This is a genomic window from Streptomyces sp. NPDC045470 (genome assembly GCF_040646595.1).
In the GTDB taxonomy this organism is placed as follows: domain Bacteria; phylum Actinomycetota; class Actinomycetes; order Streptomycetales; family Streptomycetaceae; genus Streptomyces.
Window position 1 is genome coordinate 392227 of record NZ_JBEZAN010000002.1, and the last position, 23260, is coordinate 415486.

Here is a 23260-nt window from a genome sequence, read left to right on the forward strand (position 1 = left end):
CGTACCGGGTGAGAAGGAGGTCGGGCCGGGCTGACGGGCAGCGGCCTAAATCCGCAGTACGGGCAGGAGCGCGATGGGGTCGGTGGCGGGGGCGGTCCCGGTGGGCGGGCGGGCCAGCGCGAAGCAGGCGGGTGCCGCGGCGGCGAACGGGGCGGGTGCGGTGGCGGCGGGCGCCAGCGGCTCACCGCGGTTCGGGGTGGGGACCGGGACCGATTCGTTCTGGCTGGGGGCGTGCTGGCCGGAGCACTTCTTCGGCGCCTGGGCGACGGCGTGGTGCGCGACCGGTCCGGCCGCGGTGCCGTCGCCCGCCCGCACGGTGGTCTGGGCCACGGCGGCCGGCCGGACCGGCTCCGGCGGGACGCCGCCCACCCGGCACAGCAGGGGCGCGAAGGTGACGGCGAGCAGGAGCAGCAGGGTCGTGGCGGCCGAGCGGCGTACGCGTTCCATGCCCCTGGCCTCCTTCCGTCTCCCTCTGCCGGGCGCCCACCGGCGCGCACCGGTGTGCGGCCGCCCATCCTACGGACCGTGGCCCCGAAGTCCCGCTACCGACCGCCGTTCCCCGCCGTCGAGTTAGGTGCATAGCCCATACTCTTTTTCGCATAACCATAGAGGGAATCGATTACCTAACCACTAAATGCAAGGCTGGTGTCGTAGCTCACCTTTGATCGCGCATCGTTTGATCAACCTTCGACGCTTTTTGTCCGCAATTGCCGCTTTGGCAAGGTCGCGACCGGCCTGCGATAGTCGGTTCCAGCGACCCCCCATTGACCCGGGCCACGGTCGCCCTGACCCCGCGGGTACACCCCTTTCGCCCGCCGGCGGTCGACACTGGGGCCTCACCCGCGTACCGCGCGGGAGGGCCCCAGTCGCGTTTCACGGCCGTACGGACGCACCGGCCCCGCACGCGGCGCGGCCGCTCAGCGGTCGATGACCCGCATCTCGAACCAGGTCGTCTTGCCGCGCGGCAGCAGATCCACGCCCCAGCGGTCGGAGAGCTTGTCCACGAGGAAGAGGCCGCGACCGCTGATGTCCATCTCGTGGACCGGCATCAGACAGGGCAGGCCGCGGGACGGGTCGCGGACCTCTATCCGGATCCAGCCGCGGCGGCGGAGCATCCGCAGCCCGAAAGTGCGGGCGCCGGTGTGCCGGACGGCGTTGCCGACCAGTTCCGACACCAACAGTACGGCGTGCTCCGTCAGTTGCTGGGAGACGTTCCACCGCTTCACGAGTACGGACTGGGCCAGCCGGCGGGCGGTGAAGGCCGATTCGGGGCGGGAGGGCAGGCGCACCTCGTCCAGCGTGGGATCACCCACCAGTTCCAGGGCCCGGGCGGCGGGGTCGCCGCCGGACGGGCCGCTCCGGGCGCCCGCACCGGGAAGACCTCCGGGAAGTCCCCAGCGTGCGGCGGCCGAGCCGCTCCGCGGCCGCGGCTGCTCCATTCCTTCGAGGCCCGCCATGCCCCCCATCATGGCTGTTACCGCGGGGTCACGGGGGCGGAACCGGGGGAATGCCCTGCCCGGAACGCCCGGTTCCGGACCCCTGCCTTGGCATATGCCGAAGGCAGGGGGAACCCGGCCGAATCCATGCTGACCTGCGGAGACTTCATGTGCCTACCCGATGAACGTGCACGGCGGACGCGCCCCCTCCGGGGCGTTCCGGCGTTTACTGCAATTCCCCCACACGAGGCATCGATCGTCAGCCACACCTCAGCGGCCCCGCCAACCGGGCGCGATTCAGCGGAACTTGGCCTTTCCCGGACCCTCCTCGACAAAGCTGCGCATACCGGTCTCCCGGTCCTCGGTGGCGAAAAGCCCCGCGAACCAGGTGCGTTCGATCGTCAGGCCGGTGTCGATGTCGGTCTCCAGGCCCGCGTCGACGGCCTCCTTGGCGGCCCGCAGCGCGATGGCGGGACCGGCCGCGAGCCGGGCCGCCCAGGCGTGCGCCTGCTCGTACACCTCGGCGGCGGGCACGACCCGGTCGACCAGCCCGAGCGAGAGCGCTTCGTCGGCCCGCACCTGGCGGCCCGTGAAGATCAGGTCCTTGGCCTTGGACGGGCCGACGAGCCGGGCCAGCCGCTGGGTGCCGCCGGCCCCCGGAATCAGGCCGAGCAGGATCTCCGGCTGGCCCAGCTTGGCGTTGTCGGCGGCGATCCGGAAGTCGGCGCACAGCGCCAGCTCGCAGCCGCCGCCGAGCGCGTACCCGGTGACGGCGGCGACCACGGGCTTGGGGATGCGGGCCACGGCGGTGAAGGAGTCCTGCAGGGCCTTGGAGCGCTCGATCATGGCCGCGTGGTCCATGTTCTGCATCTCCTTGATGTCCGCGCCGGCCGCGAACACCTTCTCGCCGCCCCAGATGACGACGGCGCGCACGTCGTCGCGGCGGGTGGCCTCCTCGGCCAGCTCGCGCAGCCGGTCCTGGGTGGCGACGTCCAGTGCGTTCATCGGCGGGCGGTCCAGGCGGATGGTGCCGACGCCCTCGGCGACCTCGAAGTTCACAGTCATGAGGGCAGGTTAGTCCGCGTTAACGCGGTGGGGACCGGCGCCCTTCGGTCAACGGTGCGGACACCGGCGGCGGGATCGCGTCCACCGCCGGGCCACGCCGGGCGCCCGGACCGCCGACTACGGCCGGACCGCCCCTGCCGGCCGGCCCGCGCTCACCGGCCGGACCGTGCCTACTGGCCGGACCGCCACTTCTCCCAGGACATGTTCCACACGTTGAGGCCGTTCTCGGGCGCGATCGTCTCGTCGTGGGAGTTCTTGACCGTGACCACGTCGCCGATCAGCGAGTTGGCGTAGAACCAGGCGGCCGGGGTGGACCTGTCCCCGCCACCGCGCTGGTCGAAGAGGCCGATGCAGCCGTGGCTGGCGTTGCGGGAGCCGAACGTCGACCGGCCGGACCAGTAGTTGCCGTGGATGAACGTGCCGGACGTGCTCAGCCGCATCGCGTGCGGCACGTCCGCGATGTCGTACTCGCCGCCGAAGCCGACGGTCTCCCCGTTCATCCGGGTGACCTCGTGCTTCTCGCTGATCACCATCTGGCCGTTGTACGTCTCGGTGCCCGGCCCGCCCGCGGTGATCGGAATCGTCTTGATCTTCTTGCCGTCGCGGACGACGGACATCTCCTTCGCCTTCACGTCGACCGTGCTCACCTGGCTGCGGCCGATCGTGAAGGATATGTGCTTGGACTGCGTGCCGTAGACGCCCGGCCGTCCCTCGACGCCCTTGAGGTCGATGTCGAGCGTGACCTTCGTGCCGGGCTTCCAGTACGTCTCGGGGCGGAAGTCGAGGCGGTCGTTGCCGAACCAGTGGCCCGCGATCGGCACCGAGGGCTCGGCCGTGACCTTGATGCCCTTCTGGACGCGCTCGGGGTCGGTTATCCCGCGGGTGAAGTTGATGGAGACCGGCATGCCGACGCCGACGGTCTGGCCGTCCTCCGGGGTGTACCGGCCGACGAAGGTGTTCTCCGGGACCAGGGTGGTGAACGTGGCGTGCCGGGCGGACTCGCGGAGCTGATCGTCGACGGCTACCGCGTCGACCTTGTACGTCGTCGCGGCGCGCAGCTTGCCGGTGGGCTGCCAGACCGAGCCGCCGGTCACCTTCCCCTCGACCGGATTGCCCTTGTCGTCCTGGACCTTGACCGAGGTCAGCCGGCCCCGCGAGGAGCTGACCTTCAGGGCGCCGTCGGTGGCCACGTCCTTGGCGCCGTCCTTCGGCGTGATCGTCACACTGGCCTGCGAGGGCTGCTTGTCCGCGTCGGTCCCCCCGCCCTTCTTGTCCTCGCCCCCGCCGCCGCAGGCGGTGACGAGTATCAGCAGTGCCGACAGCAGCAGTGCGAGCACTCCGCCGCTCCTCGACGGCCCCGCTCGCCGCGCCCCCGGCACCGGCTGCCCCTGCTGCACGTTCACGACTGGCCCCTTTGTTCCCTCGCCCGGCCGGCACTCCCCCGTACGCGCATATCTACCCACGTACGCTCAGCCGATAGATAACCACACCCCACTGACAGTGGCTTCACCCGGCGATGTCACCGTTCGGCCTCAAGTGATATGCGTGGGGCGGGATCGCACGAAAGGGGGTCCGGTTCGCCCCGAAGTCGGCCGGAAACGTCGTCGCCCCGCGGTGCCTCTCAGCGCAGCGCGGAGCCCGCCCGCCACATCCGCCACGGCATGTTCCAGCCACCGAGGCCGTTGTCCGGCGCCACCACCCGGTCCCGGGAGTTCACGACCTCCACGACGTCACCGACCAGCGACCGGTCGTAGAACCAGCCGGCCGGGGTGTCCGGGCCGCCACCCTGGGTGTCCCGCAGCCCGATGCAGCCGTGGCTCGTGTTGGTGCCGCCGAAGGTACGCGGCGGCGCCCAGTAGTTGCCGTGCAGGAACGTTCCCGACGTGGTCAGACGCAGGGCGTGCGGCACGTCCGGGATGTCGTACTCGCCGCCGAAGCCCACCGTGTCCCCGTCCATGCGGGTCACCGGGTGCCGCTCCAGGATCACCATCCTGCCGTTGTACGTGGGGCTGGTGAGGCTCCCGGCGGTCACCGGGAGCGTGGCCAGCCGCCGGCCGCCGCGCCACACCGTCATCGTGTGCGCCGCCGCGTCAACCCGGCTGGTCTGATCCCGGCCGATCCTGAACCGGACCTGCTTGCGCTGGGTGCCGAGCACACCGGGTGCGGCCCGTACGCCGCGCAGCCGCAGGTCCATCGAGACCCGCGTACCGGGCCGCCAGCGGGTGCGCGGCCGGAAGTCCAGGCGGCGGGCGCCGAACCAGTGGGCGGCGATCTCGGTGGCGGGCCGGGCGGTGACCGAGACGGCACGCTCGACGGCCGCCCGGTCGGCGACCGGACGGTTGAACTCCAGCGAGACGATCATGCCGGTGCCGACGGTGGCGCCGTGCTCGGGCGTGAAGAAGCCGACGAGGCGGTGCGGCGGCACGAAGGTGGTGAAGGTGGTGTGGCGGGCCGTGCGGCGTCCGTGCCCGTCCGTGGCCACCGCGTCGACCGTGTAGCGGGCGGCCGGCGCGAGGCGGGCCGTCCCGGACGGGCGCCAGCTCAGCCCGTCCGGGGTGATCCGGCCCGGCACCGGCGTGCTGCCGTCGTCCTCGATGCGGCTGACGGCGACCCGCTCCAGCCGCCCGTCGGGCACCCGTACGGTGATGCGGTCGGTGTCCCGTACACCCTTCGCACCGTCCCCCGGAGTCACCCTGATCGCCTCCTTCGGGGACCGCGGCTTGCTCCCGGCCACCGTCCCGGGGAGCCCGCAGCCGGCCAGCGCCACGGCGGCCGTGAGGACGGCGACGGTGGCGGCCGTCACGGAGGACGGCCCCCTGCCCCGGTGGAGCGGCCGTACCGGACGGTCCCCCTCCGGGGGCCGCCGCACGGAAGGTGCCGGTACGGAGGCGATCCGTCCGGGAGTCCGCCCTACGAGGATCCGCCACTCCATGTCCCGATATGTCACGCCGCGATAGGTCACGGACAGACCAACGAGACCCCCGGCGCCGAGGAAACGTGAGGCGACGGCCCGTTGCGGGAAGAACACAGGGGAGGACGGTCCGGGCGCGCGGCCGGGACGCCGCGCGGTCCCCGTCCGACCGAGCCATGAGCCGCGGGAGGCTGGCCTGTGTCGAGCGCACCCGAGCAGGAGTCGGTACGGGACGTGCGGGGCGAGGACGGCCTGCGGGACGGGCAGCGGGACGGCGCCGGCCCCGGACGTACGGCGCCGGCCGCGGGTACGGAGCAGGGTGTTGCGCACGCGCCGTTCCCGGACACCGCGAACGGCACGGAGCCCGGCAGCGGCACGGCATGCGGGGCCGGCGCCGCGCCCGTCAACGGCCACCGCGTCCACCCGCCCCCCGCCCAGCCGCCCCGCCAGGCCCCCGCACCGGACGCGGCGGACGCGACGGACCGGGCCGACCCGCTCCCGGTGCCGGTACGGCCCGGCAGCCCGCAGCCGCTCGGGGCCCGCTACCGTACGGGCCCCGACGGCGTGGCGGGCACCAACTTCGCCCTCTGGGCGGGCGGCGCGGAGTCCGTCGAGGTGTGCCTCTTCGACGACGAGGACCGCGAGACCCGCCACCCGCTCAGCGAGCTGACGCACGAGATCTGGCACGGCTTCCTGCCCGGCGTCCGGCCCGGCCAGCGCTACGGCTACCGGGTGCACGGCCGCTGGGACCCGTGGACCGGCGCCCGCTGGAACCCGGCGAAGCTGCTCCTGGACCCGTACGCACGGGCCGTGGACGGCGAGTTCACGCTGCCCGCCCAGGTGTACGGGCACGTACGCGACTGGCCGCAGCAGCACGTCGCCGACACCGTGCGCGACGACCGCGACTCGGCCCCGTACGTCCCCAAGGGCGTCGTCGTCGCCGACGAGGACCCGGAGGACGGCGGCGACGAGTGGATGGACGACCGGCGGCCCAAGACGCCCTGGTCCGACACGGTGCTGTACGAGACGCACGTCCGCGGCTTCACCATGCTCCACCCGGGCATCCCCGAGGAGCTGCGCGGCACGTACGCGGGCCTCGCCCACCCGGCCGCGATATCCCACCTCACCCGCCTCGGCGTGACCGCCGTCGAGCTGATGCCGGTGCACCAGTTCGCCCACGAGGACCACCTGCTCCGCCGCGGCCTGCGCGACTACTGGGGCTACAACTCCATCGGCTACTTCGCGCCGCACGCCGCGTACGCCGCCTCCGGGACCCGCGGCCAGCAGGTCGGCGAGTTCAAGCGGATGGTGCGGGCCCTGCACGACGCCGGTATCGAGGTCGTCCTCGACGTCGTCTACAACCACACCGCCGAGGCGAGCGAACTGGGCCCGACGCTGTCCTTCCGGGGCATCGACAACCGCGGCTACTACCGGCTGGCGGACGGCAGCCGCCGCTACGCCGACTACTCGGGCTGCGGCAACACCCTGCACGTCGTCCAGCCCAACGTACTGCGCCTGATCACCGATTCGCTGCGCTACTGGGTCACCGAGATGGGCGTGGACGGCTTCCGCTTCGACCTGGCGGCGGCGCTGGCCCGTTCCATGCACGACGTGGACATGCTCTCGCCGTTCCTGGCGGTGATCGCCCAGGACCCGGTGCTGCGCCGCGTCAAACTGATCGCCGAGCCCTGGGACGTGGGCTCCGGCGGCTACCAGGTCGGCGCGTTCCCCCCGCTGTGGACGGAGTGGAACGACCGCTACCGCGACACCGTGCGCGACTTCTGGCGCGGCGCGCACCCCGACGTACGCGACCTCGGCTACCGGCTCTCCGGGTCGAGCGACCTGTACGCGTGGGGCGGCCGCCGCCCGTACGCCTCGGTCAACTTCATCACCTCGCACGACGGCTTCACCCTGCGCGACCTGGTCTCGTACGAGCACAAGCACAACGCCGCCAACGGCGAGGGCAACCGGGACGGCACCGACGGCAACCGCTCCTGGAACTGCGGCGCGGAGGGCGAGACCGACGACACCGCCGTGCAGGCGCTGCGCCGCCGCCAGCTACGCAACATGATCACCACCCTGCTGCTGTCCACCGGGGTGCCGATGCTGGTGGCCGGCGACGAGATGGGCCGTACGCAGGGCGGCAACAACAACGCGTACTGCCAGGACAACGCGACGAGTTGGGTCGACTGGTCGCTCCTCGACGACCCGGGCTGGCGGGCGCTGGCCACCCTCGCGTCCCGGCTGATGGCCCTCCGCCGCGACCATCCGGTACTGCGCCGCCGGGCGTTCTTCTCCGGCCGGCCGCAGCGCCCGGACGGGCTGCGGGACCTGGCCTGGTTCACCCCGCGCGGCACGGAGATGACCGAGCGGGACTGGTACGAGCCCACCCCCACCCTCGGCATGTACCTGTCCGGAACCGACATTCCGCAACGCGACCCCGAGGGCCGCCCGGTCACCGACGACAGCTTCCTCGCCGTCCTGCACACCGGCCACCGCCCGGTCGCCTGCACCCTGCCGGGGCCGCCCTGGGCCGACGCGTACGAGCTGGTCGTCGACACCTCTCTGGAGGACCAGGACGGGCCGCCGGGGACCGTGCTGCGCGCGGGCGTCCGGCTCACCGTTCCTGAGCGGTCGGTGCTGCTGTTGCGCGTGGTGGCGGACTGACGACCGCGCCGGCGGCCGGACGTCTCAGCTCTCCCAACTGCCGCGCGGGCCACGGCGAAAACCCGGTGAGTGATGTCAGTGGCGGGACGTACTCTCGGTACCGATGGCCGATACAGCGAAGGTGACACGACAGCAGCAGTCCGACAGACCCGCTCCCGACCCCGACCTCGACGCCCGCCCCGACTCCGGCTCCGCCGACGGGTCACGCCCGCCTGCCCGACGCTCCGCCGTGCGCTCCCTGCTGCGGCTGTGGCCGTTCGTACGGCCAGTGCGGGCGCGGCTGTTCACGGCGGCGTTCGTGGCGGTGCTCGCGTCCTGCATCGGGCTGGTCATCCCCCTGGTCCTCAAATGGCTCGTGGACGGGCCGATCGCCGACCGGGACCCGGGCGGGGCCTGGCTGGGCGGCGGGTATCTGCTCCTGCTCGGCCTCGCGGAGGCGGGCCTGTTCGGGCTGCGGCGCTGGCTGGTCGCGCGGCCGCTGGCGCGTGTCGAGGCCACGATGCGCGACCGCCTGTACCGGCACGTGCAGCGGCTGCCGGTCGCCTTCCACGACCGCTGGGCCTCCGGCCAGTTGCTGTCCCGGGGCACCACGGACCTGCAACTGCTGCGCCTCTTCCTGGCCTTCCCGCTGACGTTCCTGATCGTCAATGCCACCACGATCCTGGTGGGCTGTGTGATCCTGCTGGTGCAGCGGTGGTCGCTTGGGCTGGTGCTGCTGGCGCCCATCGTGCCGCTGATCGTGCTGTGCTCGGTCTTCGAGGCGAAGTACGCGGTGGCCGCGCGGCGGGCCCAGGACCAGGTCGGCGACGTGACCACGGTCGTGGAGGAGTCGGTCCTCGGCATCCGCATCGTCAAGGGGTTCGGCCGGCACCGCAGCCAGGCCCGCGCGTTCCGGGAGCTGACGGCCCGGCTGCGCACCACCGAGCTGCGCAAGGCCCGGCTGCTGGCCGCCCTGTGGGCCTGCATCATGGCGCTGCCGGAGCTGGCCCTCGGGGCGGCGCTGGTGCTCGGCACGGTCCAGGTGGCCGACGGGGACCTGTCGGCCGGCACCCTCGTCGCGTTCCTGTCCACGGCCCTGGCCCTGATGTGGCCGGTGGAGTCGATCGGCTTCCTGCTCGCCATGAGCAACGACGCGGCGGCGGCCACCGACCGGTACTTCGACGTCCTGGACGAGCCGGTGGCGGACCGGGACGACGCCCGGAAGGCGGCGGAGCAGCCGCCCGTCACCGGACCCGGAGCCGCCGGCCTCGCCTTCCACGGCGTCACCTTCCGCTATCCGGACGCCCCCGCCGACGCCCCGCCCGTCCTGCGGGGCATCGACCTGCACATCCGCCCCGGCGAGACGATGGCCCTGGTCGGCGCGACCGGCAGCGGCAAGACCACGCTCACCGCGCTCGTGCCCCGGCTGCACGACGCGACCGGCGGCCGCATCACCCTCGACGGCACGGACATCACGGCGCTGTCCCGCGACGAACTGCGCGCCCGGGTCGCGGTGGCCTTCGAGGAGCCGACCCTGTTCTCCGCGACCGCCGCGGAGAACGTCCTGATGGGCGGGGAGGGCGCCGGCCCCGACGATCTCCGGCGGGCGCTGCGCGTCGCCCAGGCGGACGGGTTCGTGGACGCGCTCCCCGACGGCCCGGACACCGAGGTCGGCGAACAGGGGCTGAGCCTGTCCGGTGGTCAGCGGCAGCGGCTCGCGCTGGCCCGCGCGGTGGTCGGCCGGCCCCGCTTCCTGGTCCTGGACGATCCGCTGTCCGCGCTGGACGTCCATACGGAGGCGCTGGTCGAAGCGGCGCTGCGGCAGGTCCTGGCGACCACCACCGCCCTGGTCGTCGCCCACCGCCCGTCCACGGTCCTGCTCGCCGACCGGGTGGCGCTGCTGTCCGGCGGCCGGATCGCGGCCGTCGGCAGCCACCACCGGCTGCTGCGCGAGAACGCCGAGTACGCGGCGCTGATGTCCGGCACGGCGGACGGCGGGGACGCCGCCCGGCACGAAGGGGAGAGCGTGCGATGACCACGAGCACCGGTACGGGCAAGGCCACGGACGACGCGCCGGACGGCGGCGACGGCGCGCCCCGCCGGGGGTCCCCTTCCCCGGTCACCCCCGCCACCCTGGACCCGCTCCCGGACGGGTCACCGGATACCTCGCCCGTCCCTTCCCCCGATGCCGACGCCGACGCCTTCGCCCAAGACCTCCTGCCCACCGCCAAGGGCGCCTCGCGCGGCCTGCTGGGCTCGCTGCTGCGCCCGCACACGCGCGTCGCCTGGGCGGCGGCCGTCCTCCTCCTGCTCCAGCAGGCCGCCGTACAGGCCGGTCCGCTGCTGGTCGCCTTCGCCATCGACCACGCCGTCCCGGCCCTGCGGGCGGGCGACCACGGCCCGCTGATCGCCGTGGCGGCGGGCTACCTGCTCTGTGCCTCGGCGGCCGGCGGGCTCCAGTACGTCTTCATCCGGGTCGCCGCGCGGATCAGCCAGGACGTCCTGCTCGACCTGCGGGGCCGGATCTTCCGGCACGGCCAGGCGCTGAGCCTGGACTTCCACGAGCGCTACACCTCGGGCCGGCTGATATCCCGCGCGACCACCGACGTGGAGGCGCTGCGCGAGCTGCTGAACGAGGGGCTCCAGGAGCTGATGTCCATCGTCCTGGCCACGGTCTACATCACGGCGACGCTGCTCTGCCTCGACTGGGGTCTGGGGGCCGCCGCCGTCGCCACCGCCGGGCCGCTCTACCTGCTCGTCCGCTCCTTCCAGCGGCGTTCGCAGCGCGTCTACAGCGTGAAGTCGTCGGCGATGGCCGCCGTCATCGTGAAGTTCGCGGAGACGCTCAACGGCATCCGCCCGGTGCAGGCGTTCCGGCGCGAGCGTCCCAACGACGCGGCGTTCGCCCGCCTGAACGGCCGGCACGAGCGCGCCAACGGCGACGCCATACTGGAGATGGCCCGGTACGTCGTCTCCTCGCGTCTGGTGGCCAACGTCGCGGTGGCCGCGCTGGTCCTGTGGGGCGCGTACCGGGTGGCCTCGGACAGTCTGGCGCTGGGTGTCCTGGCGGCCGCGGTGCTCTACCTGCGGCGGCTGTACGACCCGATCGACCGTCTCGGCATGTTCCTCAACTCCTACCAGTCCGCCGCCGCTTCGCTGGAGAAGATCGCCGGGCTGCTCGCCCAGCGCCCGAGCGTCCCGGAGCCCGCCGCCCCGCTGCCGCTGCCGGACCGGCCCGGCGCGCTGCCGGGGCGCGAGGTCACCTTCGACGGCGTACGGTTCGCCTACCGCACCGGCGGCGAGGTGCTGCCGCGCTTCGACCTGACCCTGGCCGCGGGGCAGACAGTGGCCGTCGTCGGCTCCACGGGCGCCGGCAAGTCCACCCTGGCCAAGCTGCTGGCCCGGTTCTACGACCCCTCCCCCGGCTCGCCGTCACGTACGGGCACGGGAGACCCCCGTACCGGCAGCGTCCGTGTCGACGGCGTCGATCTGCGCGACCTGTCCACCGCCGACCTGCGCCGCGCGGTGGTCATGGTCACCCAGGAAGCGTTCCTGTTCTCCGGCACGGTCGCCGAGAACATCGCCGTCGGCCGCCCCGACGCCACCCGCGAGGAGGTCGAACGGGCCGCGCGGGCCATCGGCGCCCACGACTTCGTCGCGGCCCTGCCCGACGGGTACGACACCGACGTACGCAAGCGCGGCGGCCGGATCTCCGCCGGGCAGCGCCAGCTCGTCGCCTTCGCCCGCGCCCTGCTCGCCGACCCGGCCGTACTGATCCTCGACGAGGCGACCAGCTCCCTCGACATCCCCGGCGAACGCGCGGTCCAGCGCGCCATGGAAACGGTCCTGCGCGGCCGGACGGCGGTGGTCATCGCCCACCGCCTGTCCACGGTCGAGACGGCCGACCGGGTCCTGGTGATGGACGCCGGCCGCATCGTCGAGGACGGCTCCCCCGCCGAACTGATCGCCCGCCGCGGCCGCTTCGCGGAGCTGCACCGGGCGTGGCGGGAGAGCGTGGTGTGAGCCGCGGGGCCCTGGGTTCCGCGGTTTCCTGAGCAGATCGGCGTGAACGGCGTCGCTCGGGTGCGTGGACGGGGCGACTCGTGACGCTCCACGTCACGGGCCGCCAGGTGCCCGTCGGCGTTCGCCTCCCCCGTGAACTGCGACTCGCCGTGGACGACCAGGGTAACTTCGCGTCGTCGGTCGTCGGTTCGCGCCTGGCCGTCAGGTCGCTCGCGCTGACCGCCCCCCCGCACCCAGGTTCCGCATCGGCCGCAGAACACCGTTGCCGGTGCCCCTCACCGGCGCAGGGCCAGTACCGTCCCCCGCGTGACGGCCTCCTTGAAGCGGGCCGAGGCGCGGCCGGTGAGCAGGGCGGGCACCGGGCTGTCGTCGGCGCGGGTGAACTGGGTGAGGCCGTCGTGGCGGCCGAGGCTGATGTTCTGCCAGACGTAGTGGAGCCGGAGCGGGCCGGGGGTGCGGCCGGTGAGGGCGGCGGCGACGTTGCGGGCGGCCCGGGCGCCCATCGGCAGGCCCGTCTGGCAGGACATACGGGACGCCGAGCCGTCGGGCCCGTACGCCGCCACCGCGTCGCCCGCCGCGAAGACCTCCGGGTGGGAGAGCGAGCGCAGGTCCGGGCCGACGGTGATCAGGCCGCGGCCGTCGACGGCGAGCCCGGACTCGCGCGCCAGGTCGGGTACGCGGAAGCCGGCCGCCCAGACGACCGCGTCGGCCGGCAGCCCGCCGCCGTCGGCGAGGACCAGGCCGTCCGCGGTGACCTCGGCGACGCGGGTGTGTTCATGGAGCGTGACGCCGTGCCGCCGCAGGGCGTTGCGGAGGTAGCGCCGGCCGGGTTCCGAGAGTCCGGGGCCGGCCTCGCCCTGGGTGACCAGGTGCACGGTGCGCCCCGGACGGGCCTCGGCCAGCTCGGTGGCGGCCTCGATGCCGGTCAGGCCGCCTCCGACGACGGCCAGCGGGCCGCGGGTGTCCCGGGTGCGGGCGCGCAGGAGGACCGCGTCCTGGTGGGTGGCCACCGCCGAGGCGTGCAGGGCGGCTCCGGGGACGGTGGTGGTGTCGGCCGTGCTGCCCAGTGCGTACACGAGGGTGTCGTAGGTGAGGACGTGCGGTGCGGCGTCGATCCGGACGGTACGGGCGGCGGCGTCGACGGCGGTCACCCGGGCGACGGCCAGCCGGATGCCCGTACCGGCGAGGAGGGTGCCCAGGGGGAGGTCCCGCAGCGGCTGCCCCGCGGCGAGCTGGTGCAGCCTGACCCGCTCGACGAACCGGTCCGACGCGTTGACCAGGGTGATGTGCACGCCGCCGTGGCGCCGCAGCCTACGGGCGGCGCCCTTCGCCGCGACCAGTCCGGCGTACCCGGCTCCCAGAACCACGATGTGATGAGTCATGCCTCCTGAACCGGCGAGCGGGCGGATCCGTGACAGCCCGCGCTGTGAGGCGGCTCACGCGAGCTGGGCTGCGGCGAAGGCGAGTTTGTCCGGGTTGACGATCGTCCGTACCTCGCTGATCCGCCCCTCGTGGACCTCCGGTACGACGACGGCCAGCAGCGTCCCGCCCAGCCGGACGAGCAGCGCCGGTTCGCCGTTGACCTCGGCCGGTACGAACCCGGCCGCCGCCGCCTCCGGCCGGGACCCCAGGCCGAGCAGATAACGGAGCACCTTCGCGCGCCCGGTGACCGGCCGGCGCGCGGCGGTGACCCGGCCGCCGCCGTCGGCCCAGGCGGTCACCTCGTCGGCCAGCAGCCGCTCCAGTCCGGCCAGGTCGCCGTCGAGGGTGGCGGCGAAGAAGCGCTCGACGATCTCCTTGCGCCGGGTGTCGTCCACGGCGAAGTGCCGGCGCGGCCGGTCGAGCCGTTCGCGGGCCCGGCGGTGCAACTGCCGGGCGTGCGCCTCCTCGACGCCGATGACCTCGGCGGCCTCCCGGTGGCTGTGGCCGAACGCCTCCCGCAGCACGAAGACGGCGCGTTCGGCCGGGGTGAGCCGTTCCATCAGGGTGAGCAGGGCGAGCGAGACGGTCTCGCGCTGCTCGGCGGTCTCCAGCGGGCCGAGCGGACCGTCGGTGGTGCGGGTCAGGACCGGCTCGGGGAGCCAGGGCCCGACGTACAGCTCGCGCCGGGCGCGGGCGGAGGTGAGCCGGTTGACGCAGAGGTTCGTCATGACCTTGGTGAGCCAGGCGGCCGGGGTACGGACGGCGGACCGGTCGGCCGCGCTCCAGCGCAGGTACGTGTCCTGCACGACGTCCTCGGCCTCGCTCGCCGAACCGAGCATCCGGTACGCGAGCGAGAAGAGCCGGGACCGGTGCGTCTCGAACTCCGTGGCGGCTTCCGTGGTCATGCCCGCAGCATGGCAGGACGGGCCGGGAAGGCGCCCGGCAGGGTGCCGGGAGGGCTTTCGGGAGTGTGGGCCTCGCGCGCCCTCAGGGGCCCACCACCCCGTCGATACCCTCGCGCAGGAAGTCGGCGTGGCCGTTGTGGCGGGCGTATTCGAGGATGACGTGGAGCATCACGACGCGCAGGGACACGTCGGTGCCCCAGCGGGGCGCGTGGGCGGTGACGTCCAGGGAGGGGGCCGCGCGCTCGATGCGGCGGGCGTGGTCGACCTCGGCCTGCCAGGCGGTGAACGCGTCCTCGCGGGTGGCCGTCCCGGGGTCGTACGCCGCCTGGAAATCGCCGTCCGGCGACCAGACCAGGGGGACGTCCTCCTGGCCGATCACCCGCCGGAACCAGGTGCGTTCCACCTCCGCCAGGTGCCGTACGAGGCCGAGCAGGCTCAGTGCGGACGGCGGCATGGACCGACGGCGCAGGTCCTCGTCGGACAGGCCGTCGCACTTCATGGCGAGCGTCGCGCGGTGGAAGTCGAGGTAGGCGCGGAGGGTTTCGCGTTCGTCCCCGCGCATCGGCGGGCCGGTTCGTCCGGTGGTCATCTGCTGTCCTTTCGACCGCCCGATCATGCCGGGCGCGCCGTGCCGCCGCACCTGCATTCCGGTCCGTTCCGGTCCGTTCCGGTCCGTTCCGCTCCGTTCAGGTGGCCGAAGACGACGCTTCGCCGCCGCGGCGGCGGACGGACGGCACGTCGAACGTGTATGCGCCCGGGGCGCGCGGTCCGGACTGCCTGTTGGGCCGCGGTGCGACGGGGCGGCCGTGCGGGGAGGGGCCGGTGGGGATCGACGTACCGTCACGTCCTGTATACGGACCCGATCCCCCGCTCTACGGACGTTTTCCGGCCAACTATTGACCGGCCACTGACAACAACGGTCCTCGGGTGGCACTCTTCCCCGCATCCGTTACGCGGAGCCCCACAGCGCACCACTCCGCGCCCACGGCCCGTTCGACGCCCGACGCCCGACGTTCGAAGGCCCGGACCACCCGCACCTGGTGCCTCCCCCCACACGTTCCACGTGTTCTGCCTCGCTCTGCCCGGACGGTCACTCCGCCGCCCGGTCCCCCTCGGCCGCCCACCCACCCGGTCGCGGCCACCGCAGAAGGAGTCAGTGTGAGACGCACCCCCCATAGGCGCGCCGTCGCGACCGGCGCCGTGGTCGCCATGGCCGCGATGCTGACCGTGACCGTGCAGGCAGGCGCCGGGACGGCCGCCGCCCCACGGCCCGGTCAGGTCACCGCGCAGCCCGATCCGGGCGCGCTGCCCGCCAAGTTGACCCCGGCCCAGCGTGCGGAACTGCTGCGGGAGGCCCGGGCCACCACCGCCGAGACCGCGGAGCAGCTCAAGCTCGGCCCCAAGGAGAAGCTGGTCGTCAAGGACGTCCTCAAGGACGTCAACGGCAGTGTGCACACCCGTTATGAGCGCACCTACGCCGGGCTGCCGGTGCTCGGCGGCGGCCTGGTCGTCCACGAGACGCCCAGCGGGAAGGTGCGCGCCGTCACCAAGGCGGTGCGCTCGCAGCTCGACGTGCCGACCACCACCGCGAAGCTCGCGCCGGCCGCCGCGGAGGAGAAGGCGCTCAAGGCGTCGAAGGCGCAGGGCGCGAAGAAGTCGGACGCCCGGGAGCCGCGCAAGGTGGTCTGGGTCGCCGACGGCAAGCCGATCCTCGCGTACGAGACGGTCGTCGGCGGCGTCCAGGACGACGGCACCACGCCCAACGAGCTGCACGTGGTCACGAACGCGACCACCGGCGAGAAGCTGTCCGAGTGGCAGGGTGTCCAGGAAGGCACCGGCAACAGCATGTACAGCGGCCAGGTCACCCTGGGCACCGCGCCCTCGTACACGCTGACCGACACCACCCGCGGCAACCACAAGACCTACAACCTCAACCGCGGCACCTCCGGCACCGGGACGCTGTTCTCCGACCCGGACGACGTGTGGGGTGACGGCACCCCGCAGAACGCCCAGACCGCGGGCGTGGACGCGCACTACGGCGCGGCGCTGACCTGGGACTACTACAAGAACGTGCACGGCCGCAGCGGCATCAGGGGCGACGGTGTCGGCGCGTACAGCCGGGTGCACTACGGCAACAACTACGTCAACGCGTTCTGGCAGGACAGCTGCTTCTGCATGACGTACGGCGACGGCACCGGCAACGTCAAGCCGCTGACCTCCATCGACGTCGCGGCCCACGAGATGACCCACGGCGTCACCGCGGCCACCGCCAACCTCACCTACAGCGGCGAGCCGGGCGGCCTGAACGAGGGCACCTCGGACATCTTCGCCACCGCCGTCGAGTTCAACGCCAACAACCCCAGTGACGTCGGTGACTACCTCATCGGCGAGGAAATCGACATCAACGGCAACGGCACGCCGCTGCGCTACATGGACAAGCCCAGCAAGGACGGCCGGTCCAAGGACTACTGGTACTCCGGCATCGGCGGCATCGACGTCCACTACTCCTCCGGCGTCGCCAACCACTTCTTCTACCTGCTGGCCGAGGGCAGCGGCCCCAAGGACATCAACGGCGTCCACTACGACAGCCCGACCTACGACAACCTGCCGGTGCCCGGCATCGGCCGGTCCAACGCCGAGAAGATCTGGTTCTCCGCGCTGACCAAGTACATGAGCGCGAACACCAACTACGCGGCCGCCCGCACCGCGACGCTGTCCGCCGCCGCCGAGCTGTTCGGCCAGGGCAGCGCCACGTACAACACGGTCGCCAACACCTGGGCGGCGGTCAACGTCGGCCAGCGCGTGCCGGACACCGGCGTCAGCGTGACCAACCCGGGCAGCCAGACCAGCACCGTCGGCCAGCCCGCCAGCCTGCAGATCAAGGCCACCAGCGGCAACGCGGGCGCGCTGAAGTACGCGGCCACCGGGCTTCCCGCCGGGCTGAGCATCAACCAGGACTCCGGGCTGATCTCGGGCACCCCGACCACCGCGGGCACCGGCAACGTGACGGTCACCGTCACCGACTCCGCCAACAAGACCGGCACCACCAGCTTCACCTGGACCGTGAAACCGGCCACCGGCGGTGACGTCTTCGAGAACCTCGACGACGTGCAGATCCCGGACGCGGGCAGCGCGGTCGACTCGCCGGTCAAGGTGGCCCGGACGGGCAACGCGCCGAGCGCCCTGAAGGTGGACGTGGACATCGTGCACACCTACCGCGGTGACCTGGTGATCGACCTGGTGGCCCCGGACGGCACGGCGTACCGGCTGAAGAACTCCAACGCGGCCGACTCGGCGGCGAACGTCAAGGCGTCGTACACCGTCAACGCCTCCTCGGAGGCCGCCGAGGGCACCTGGAACCTGCGGGTCCGGGACGTCTACCAGCAGGACACCGGCTACATCAACAGCTGGAAGCTGACCTTCTGAGGTGACGGCGGGCCGCGCACGGGCCACCCGCCGCTGCCCGCCTGACAGTTCCGGCATCCGTTCCACCGGGCGTCGCTCCCACCAGGGGCGACGCCCGTTTCTTTACGTGCAACTCCGGCATACGGACAGTGATGTTCGCTCTACGGACGATTTCACGCCAACTTCCAGGCCCCCTCCTGACATGCACGCGTTCGAATGGCAGTCTCCCCCGCAAGCACCACCCGCATCGCTTTGCACCCCCACCCCTGGCAAAGTCGAAGGAGCACACGCGTGTCCCCCCACATGTCCCGTAAGGCGCGTACCACCGGAATCTCGCTGGCAGCGGCCGGCGCTCTGATAGCCGCGGCCGTCACGGCCGGTACCGCGGGCGCCTCCCCCACAGGCCCCGACACCACCGCCCGGGCCGCGGCGGCCTCACCGATCCAGATGACCGCCTCGCACCGCGCCGAACTGCTGCGCGACGCGAGCGCCACCAAGGCCCGGGCCGCCGAGGAACTGGGCCTGAGCGCCCAGGAGAAGCTCGTCGTCAAGGACGTCGTCAAGGACGCCGACGGCACCACCCACACCCGCTACGACCGCACCTTCGCCGGGCTGCCCGTCCTCGGCGGCGACCTGATCGTGCACCGGGCCAAGGGCGGTACGGTCAAGAGCACCACCAAGGCCAACAACGCGAAGATCGCCGTCGCCTCCACCACCCCGAAGATCGCCCCGAAGGCCGCGGCGCAGGCCGCGCAGGGCACCGCGAAGTCCTTCGGCGCGAAGCAGGCCGCCGCCGTGCCGCCCAAGAAGGTCGTCTGGGCCGCCTCCGGCAAGCCGGTCCTCGCGTACGACACCGTGGTCGGCGGCTTCCAGAAGGACGGCACGCCCAACCAACTGCACGTCATCACCGACGCGAACACCGGCAAGAAGATCTTCCAGTACCAGGGGATCGAGAACGGCGCCGGCACCAGCACCTACAGCGGCTCCGTCGAGATCGGCACGAAGAAGGGCGCCGACGGCTACGAGCTGACCGACGACGGGCGCGGCGGCCACTCGACGTTCAACCTGGGCGGCAGTGAGAGCGGCGAGGGCAAGCTCTTCACCAACAAGGACGACAAGTGGGGCAACGGCAAGGCCGACGACCCGGCGACCGCCGCCGTCGACGCCGCCTACGGTGCCCAGCTCACCTGGGACTACTACAAGACCGTGCACGGCCGCTCGGGCATCAAGGGCGACGGCAAGGGCGCGACCTCCCGCGTCCACTACGGCCAGAACTACTCCAACGCGTTCTGGGACGACAGCTGCTTCTGCATGACGTACGGAGACGGCGAGGGCAACAAGAAGCCGCTCACCTCGATCGACGTCGCGGCGCACGAGATGAGCCACGGTGTCACCTCGGCCACCGCCAACCTCACCTACAGCGGCGAGTCCGGCGGCCTGAACGAGGCCACCTCGGACATCTTCGGCACCTCCGTGGAGTTCTTCGCCAAGAACAAGGAGGACGCCGGCGACTACCTCATCGGCGAGAAGCTCGACATCGCCGGTGACGGCAAGCCGCTGCGCTACATGGACAAGCCCTCCAAGGACGGCCAGTCCCTGGACAGTTGGAGCCCGGACGCCGGCAACGTCGACGTGCACTACTCCTCCGGCATCGCCAACCACTTCTTCTACCTGCTGTCCGAGGGCAGCGGCGCCAAGGAGATCGGCGGTGTCAAGTACGACAGCCCGACCGCGGACGGCAAGAAGGTCGAGGGCATCGGCCGGGACAAGGCCGAGAAGATCTGGTTCAAGGCCCTGACCACGTACATGACCTCGAACACCGACTACAAGGGCGCCCGCGAGGCGACCGTCAAGGCGGCCACCGACCTGTACGGCGCGGACGGCGCCGAGGTCAAGGGCGTCGAGGCCGCGTGGTCGGGCGTCGCGGTGAAGTAAGGAGGAACGGCCGGCCGGCCCCCGACGGCCGGCCCCTCCCGGGGCGGTGACCCCACGACCGGGCGGTGTCCGGAGGCTCCCAACCTCCCTTCGGACACCGCCCTTCCATGTGCCCGGCGGCGGTCGGCACCGTACGGATGGCTAGGGTGATCCGTATGAACGATGTGGGGGCGACCGTTCGGGTACTGCTGGCGGACGACGAGGCGATGGTCCGGGCCGGGGTGCGCGCCATCCTCACCGCCTCGCCCGGCGTCGAGGTGGTCGCGGAGGCGGCCGACGGACGCGAAGCGGTGGAACTGGCGCTGCGGCACCGCCCCCATGTGTGCCTGCTGGACATCCGGATGCCGCGGCTGGACGGCCTCGGCGCCGCCGCCGAACTGAACCGGGTGCTGCCGGAGACGGCGGTGATGATGCTGACGACCTTCTCCGAGGACGCGTACGTGGCCGGGGCCCTGGGCTCCGGCGCCAGCGGCTTCCTGCTGAAGACCGGCGACCCGCGCGAGCTGATCACCGGCGTACGGGCGGCCGCCGAGGGCGGCGCGTACCTCTCGCCGTCCGTGGCGCGGCGCGTGATCAGCCAGTTCGGCGGCGTGGCGCTGGGCAAGGCGGCCGCGGCGCGGTCCCGTACCGAGGAGCTGACCGAGCGCGAGCGCGAGGTGCTCGCCCTGGTGGGCGCGGGACTGTCGAACGCGGAGATCGCCGGGCGGCTGTTCGTCGTCGAGGGCACGGTCAAGGCGTACGTCAGCGCGATCCTGGCCCGGCTGGGCCTGAAGAACCGGGTGCAGGCGGCGATCCTCGCGTACGAGGCGGGGCTGGTGCGGGACGCGTGAGCCCGCCGGCGCCGCTTCCCGCACCGGGCCTTGCTTTCGGCAGGGGCGCCGGACCGGCCCGATCGGCGAAGCTGACGACATGCTCACTCGTCTGACGCGGTGCGCGCCGCCCGCCGCCGAACGCCCCCGGTGGGCGGCCCGGCTGCCGGACGCCTGTCTCTGGCTGGCACTGGCCGTGCCGCTCACCGCCGCCTTCGACGGAGTGCCGCAGGCACGGACGTGGACGGCGGCGCTCGGCGTCCCGCTGCTCGCGGGGGCGGTGGCGGTGAGCCGGAAGTGGCCGCTCGTGGCACTCGCCGTGCCCGTGGCGCTGGGGCTGGCGACGACCCGGGACCTGTTCACGTTCGAGTACACCGCCGCGCTGGCCGTCCTGGCGTACCTCGCCGGGGTACGGCTCGAACGGGCCCGCGCCCCGCTCTGGTTCTTCGCGGGTGTCGCAGCCGTCAGCCTGCCGCTGAGCGTCGTCGTCGTCCGCAACATGTGGCCCTGGTTCACCGCCGTTCTCACCCTGCTCTTCAACATCGTCCTGCCGTGGCTGCTCGGCCGCTACCGCCGCCAGTACGCGGCACTGGTCCGCTCGGGCTGGCAGCTCGCCGCGCGGCTGGAGCACGAACAGCAGGCGGTCGCCGACCGTACCCGGCTGCGCGAACGGGCCCGCATCGCCGGGGACATGCACGACTCGCTCGGCCACGAACTGGCGCTGCTCACCCTGCGGGCCGGGGCCCTGGAGGTCGATCCGCGGCTGGCGCCCGACCAGCGGGCGGCCGTCGGCGAGCTGCGGGCGGCAGCGGGCACGGCCGCCGAACACCTGCGGGACATCATCGGCGTCCTGCGCACCGACGACCGGCCCGCGCCCTCCCGGGTGCCCGCGGACGACAGCGTCGAGGCGCTCGTCGAACGCGCCCGGTCCGCCGGCCTCACCGTCTCGCTGCGGCGGGACGGCGCGGTGGAGGCGGGCCAGGGGACCGTGCCGGTGATGGCCGGGCGGGCGGTGTACCGCGTGGTGCAGGAGGGGCTGACCAACGCCGCCAAGCACGCGCCGGGCGCGCCGGTGGACGTACGGCTGACCGGCGACGGGCGGCGGCTGGACGTGACGGTGACCAACGCCTCGCCGCCGCCCGGCACCGCGCCGGTGCCGGACTCCGGCCCGGGCGGCAGCGGTCTGGTGGGGCTGGACGAACGGGTCCGGCTCGCGGGCGGTGAACTGCGTGCCGGGCCCACCCCCGAGGGCGGGTTCGAGGTCGCGGCCCGGCTGCCGACGACCGGCCGGGCACCGGTACGCGGCCCCGGCGACCACGCCCGGTGGAGCCGGTCAAAGAGGGAACTGGCGTCCGCCCGGCAGCAGGTGCGGCGGCGGCTGGTGCAGACGGTGACCGTGCCCGCGGCACTGTTCACCGGGCTGCTGCTGCTCATGGGGATCTTCGCGCTGGTCAGCCCGTCCTGGTCGGTCCTGGACCGCGGGACGTACGACCGGATACGGACCGGTGACGCCCGGGAGGCGGTGGAGTCGCGGCTGCCGTTCTTCTCCCTGGACGTACCGCCGGACGGCACCCCCGAACCGCCGCCGGGGCACACGTGCCGGTACTACTACACCCGCCCGTACGCGGAAGCCGTGGCCTACCAGCTCTGCTTCGCGGACGGCCGGCTGGCGTCCAAGGGCGTCGTCCACCGCCGGGACCGGCCGCCGCCCGGCTGAGCGGGCCGCTGCGTCGTCACTTCACCTCAAGCACGATCTTTCCCTGGGTGCGGCCGCTCTCGCCCATCTCGTGCGCCTTCGCGGCCTGCTCCAGCGGGAACGTCGCGGCGATGTGCGCCCGCAGCGCGCCGGACCCGGCCAGGGCGGCGATCTCGCGCATGCCCGCCTGGTCGGCCTCGACGATCAGCAGCGCGAGGCGGACCCCGCGCTCCGCGGCCTTCGCGGTGTCCTCCGGAGCGCTGCGGGCGAGGATCGAGACGACGGTGCCGCCCTCGCGCACCACGCCCAGGGAGCGGGTGAGGGTGTCGCCGCCGATGGTGTCCAGGACGACGTCGACCGGACCGGCGGCCTCGGCGAAGTCGGTCTCCCGGTAGTCGATCACCTCGTCGGCGCCGAGGGAGCGCAGGAAGTCGTGCTTGGCGGCGCTGGCCGTGCCGATCACGTGGGCGCCCCTGGCCTTGGCGATCTGTACGGCGAGGTGGCCGACCCCGCCCGCCGCCGCGTGGATCAGGACGCGCTGTCCGGGCTGTACGTCCGCGGTGTCCACCAGCGCCTGGTACGCGGTGAGCGCGGCCAGCGGCAGGGCGCCCGCCTGGACGTGGTCGAGGGCGGCGGGCTTGGGCACGAAGGCCCGCGCGGGGCCGGTGACGTACTCGGCGTGGGTACCGACGCCGTACGGGTACGGGACCATGCCGAAGACCTCGTCGCCCGGCTGGTGCAGGGTGACCCCCATACCGACCGCCACGACGACGCCGGACACGTCCCAGCCCAGGACGCGCGGCAGCGTCCGGACGAAGAGGCCGTCCGCGCGGTGCTTCCAGTCGGTGGGGTTGACCCCGGCGGCACGGACCGCGATCAGTATCTGGCCGACGCCCGGTTCGGGCCGCGGCAGTTCGGTCTCCTTCAGGACCTCGGGTCCGCCGGTGACGTCCTGGCTGATGGCACGCATGGTGTGTTCGCTCATGCCGTCCAGCATCACCGGGCCC

Annotated in this window: 16 protein-coding genes; 7 read left to right on the plus strand and 9 right to left on the minus strand. The window is 73.0% G+C overall.

Going from position 1 to position 23260, the window contains the following annotated elements:
* Positions 1-45 precede the first annotated feature (45 nt).
* From AB0A97_RS08150 to AB0A97_RS08170, 5 genes are all read right to left on the minus strand, one after another.
* Entirely contained in the window at positions 46-447 is a 402-nt protein-coding gene (locus AB0A97_RS08150) for a hypothetical protein (protein ID WP_361146196.1), read from the minus strand.
* 470 nt (positions 448-917) lie between these two features.
* A complete protein-coding gene (locus tag AB0A97_RS08155) occupies positions 918-1469 on the minus strand; it encodes an ATP-binding protein (RefSeq protein ID WP_361146199.1) in 552 nt (183 codons plus the stop codon).
* A 264-nt stretch (positions 1470-1733) separates the two neighbouring features.
* Positions 1734-2501, minus strand: coding sequence for an enoyl-CoA hydratase-related protein (locus AB0A97_RS08160; protein WP_030018248.1), 768 nt, complete (start codon positions 2499-2501; stop codon positions 1734-1736).
* A 170-nt stretch (positions 2502-2671) separates the two neighbouring features.
* Positions 2672-3880: an Ig-like domain-containing protein gene (locus AB0A97_RS08165; protein ID WP_361147333.1), complete on the minus strand. Its 1209-nt coding sequence runs from the start codon at positions 3878-3880 to the stop codon at positions 2672-2674.
* A gap of 242 nt (positions 3881-4122) precedes the next feature.
* Positions 4123-5304, minus strand: a complete 1182-nt coding sequence (locus AB0A97_RS08170) for an Ig-like domain-containing protein (RefSeq protein ID WP_361146201.1) — start codon at positions 5302-5304, stop codon at positions 4123-4125.
* Between the two features lie 609 nt (positions 5305-5913).
* On the opposite strand from AB0A97_RS08170, the gene glgX reads away from it, so the two are divergent.
* The 3 genes from glgX to AB0A97_RS08185 all read left to right on the plus strand — a co-directional run bounded on the left by glgX (position 5914) and on the right by AB0A97_RS08185 (position 12081).
* Positions 5914-8079 carry a glycogen debranching protein GlgX gene (gene glgX, locus AB0A97_RS08175; RefSeq protein WP_361147336.1) on the plus strand — a complete coding sequence of 722 codons (2166 nt, stop codon included), beginning with the start codon at positions 5914-5916 and terminating at the stop codon, positions 8077-8079.
* Between the two features lie 103 nt (positions 8080-8182).
* Positions 8183-10093, plus strand: coding sequence for an ABC transporter ATP-binding protein (locus tag AB0A97_RS08180; RefSeq protein WP_361146204.1), 1911 nt, complete (start codon positions 8183-8185; stop codon positions 10091-10093).
* Positions 10090-12081 carry an ABC transporter ATP-binding protein gene (locus tag AB0A97_RS08185; RefSeq protein ID WP_361146207.1) on the plus strand — a complete coding sequence of 664 codons (1992 nt, stop codon included), beginning with the start codon at positions 10090-10092 and terminating at the stop codon, positions 12079-12081. Before AB0A97_RS08180 ends, AB0A97_RS08185 begins: the two co-directional genes overlap by 4 nt.
* A 275-nt stretch (positions 12082-12356) precedes the next feature.
* Here AB0A97_RS08185 and AB0A97_RS08190 read toward each other — a convergent pair whose 3' ends face one another.
* From AB0A97_RS08190 to AB0A97_RS08200, 3 genes are all read right to left on the minus strand, one after another.
* Positions 12357-13463 (minus strand): FAD-dependent oxidoreductase, encoded by a 1107-nt coding sequence (locus tag AB0A97_RS08190; protein WP_361146210.1) that lies wholly within the window; start codon positions 13461-13463, stop codon positions 12357-12359.
* Positions 13464-13517: 54 nt separating this feature from the next.
* The gene (locus tag AB0A97_RS08195) at positions 13518-14408 is read right to left on the minus strand and encodes an RNA polymerase sigma-70 factor (protein WP_361146212.1); all 891 of its coding nucleotides are present in this window, start codon (positions 14406-14408) and stop codon (positions 13518-13520) included.
* A gap of 82 nt (positions 14409-14490) precedes the next feature.
* Positions 14491-14997, minus strand: coding sequence for a DinB family protein (locus tag AB0A97_RS08200; RefSeq protein WP_361146214.1), 507 nt, complete (start codon positions 14995-14997; stop codon positions 14491-14493).
* A gap of 569 nt (positions 14998-15566) precedes the next feature.
* On the opposite strand from AB0A97_RS08200, the gene AB0A97_RS08205 reads away from it, so the two are divergent.
* The 4 genes from AB0A97_RS08205 to AB0A97_RS08220 all read left to right on the plus strand — a co-directional run bounded on the left by AB0A97_RS08205 (position 15567) and on the right by AB0A97_RS08220 (position 22274).
* Positions 15567-17834, plus strand: a complete 2268-nt coding sequence (locus tag AB0A97_RS08205) for a M4 family metallopeptidase (RefSeq protein ID WP_361146216.1) — start codon at positions 15567-15569, stop codon at positions 17832-17834.
* Positions 17835-18104: 270 nt separating this feature from the next.
* Positions 18105-19748 carry a M4 family metallopeptidase gene (locus AB0A97_RS08210; protein WP_361146219.1) on the plus strand — a complete coding sequence of 548 codons (1644 nt, stop codon included), beginning with the start codon at positions 18105-18107 and terminating at the stop codon, positions 19746-19748.
* Positions 19749-19903: 155 nt separating this feature from the next.
* Complete coding sequence (locus AB0A97_RS08215) at positions 19904-20578, plus strand: response regulator transcription factor (RefSeq protein WP_361146222.1); 675 nt, start codon at positions 19904-19906, stop codon at positions 20576-20578.
* Positions 20579-20657: 79 nt separating this feature from the next.
* Positions 20658-22274, plus strand: a complete 1617-nt coding sequence (locus AB0A97_RS08220; RefSeq protein ID WP_361146224.1) for a histidine kinase — start codon at positions 20658-20660, stop codon at positions 22272-22274.
* A 16-nt stretch (positions 22275-22290) separates the two neighbouring features.
* On the opposite strand, the gene AB0A97_RS08225 is transcribed toward AB0A97_RS08220, so the two are convergent.
* The gene (locus tag AB0A97_RS08225) at positions 22291-23223 is read right to left on the minus strand and encodes an NADP-dependent oxidoreductase (RefSeq protein ID WP_361147339.1); all 933 of its coding nucleotides are present in this window, start codon (positions 23221-23223) and stop codon (positions 22291-22293) included.
* Positions 23224-23260 lie beyond the last annotated feature (37 nt).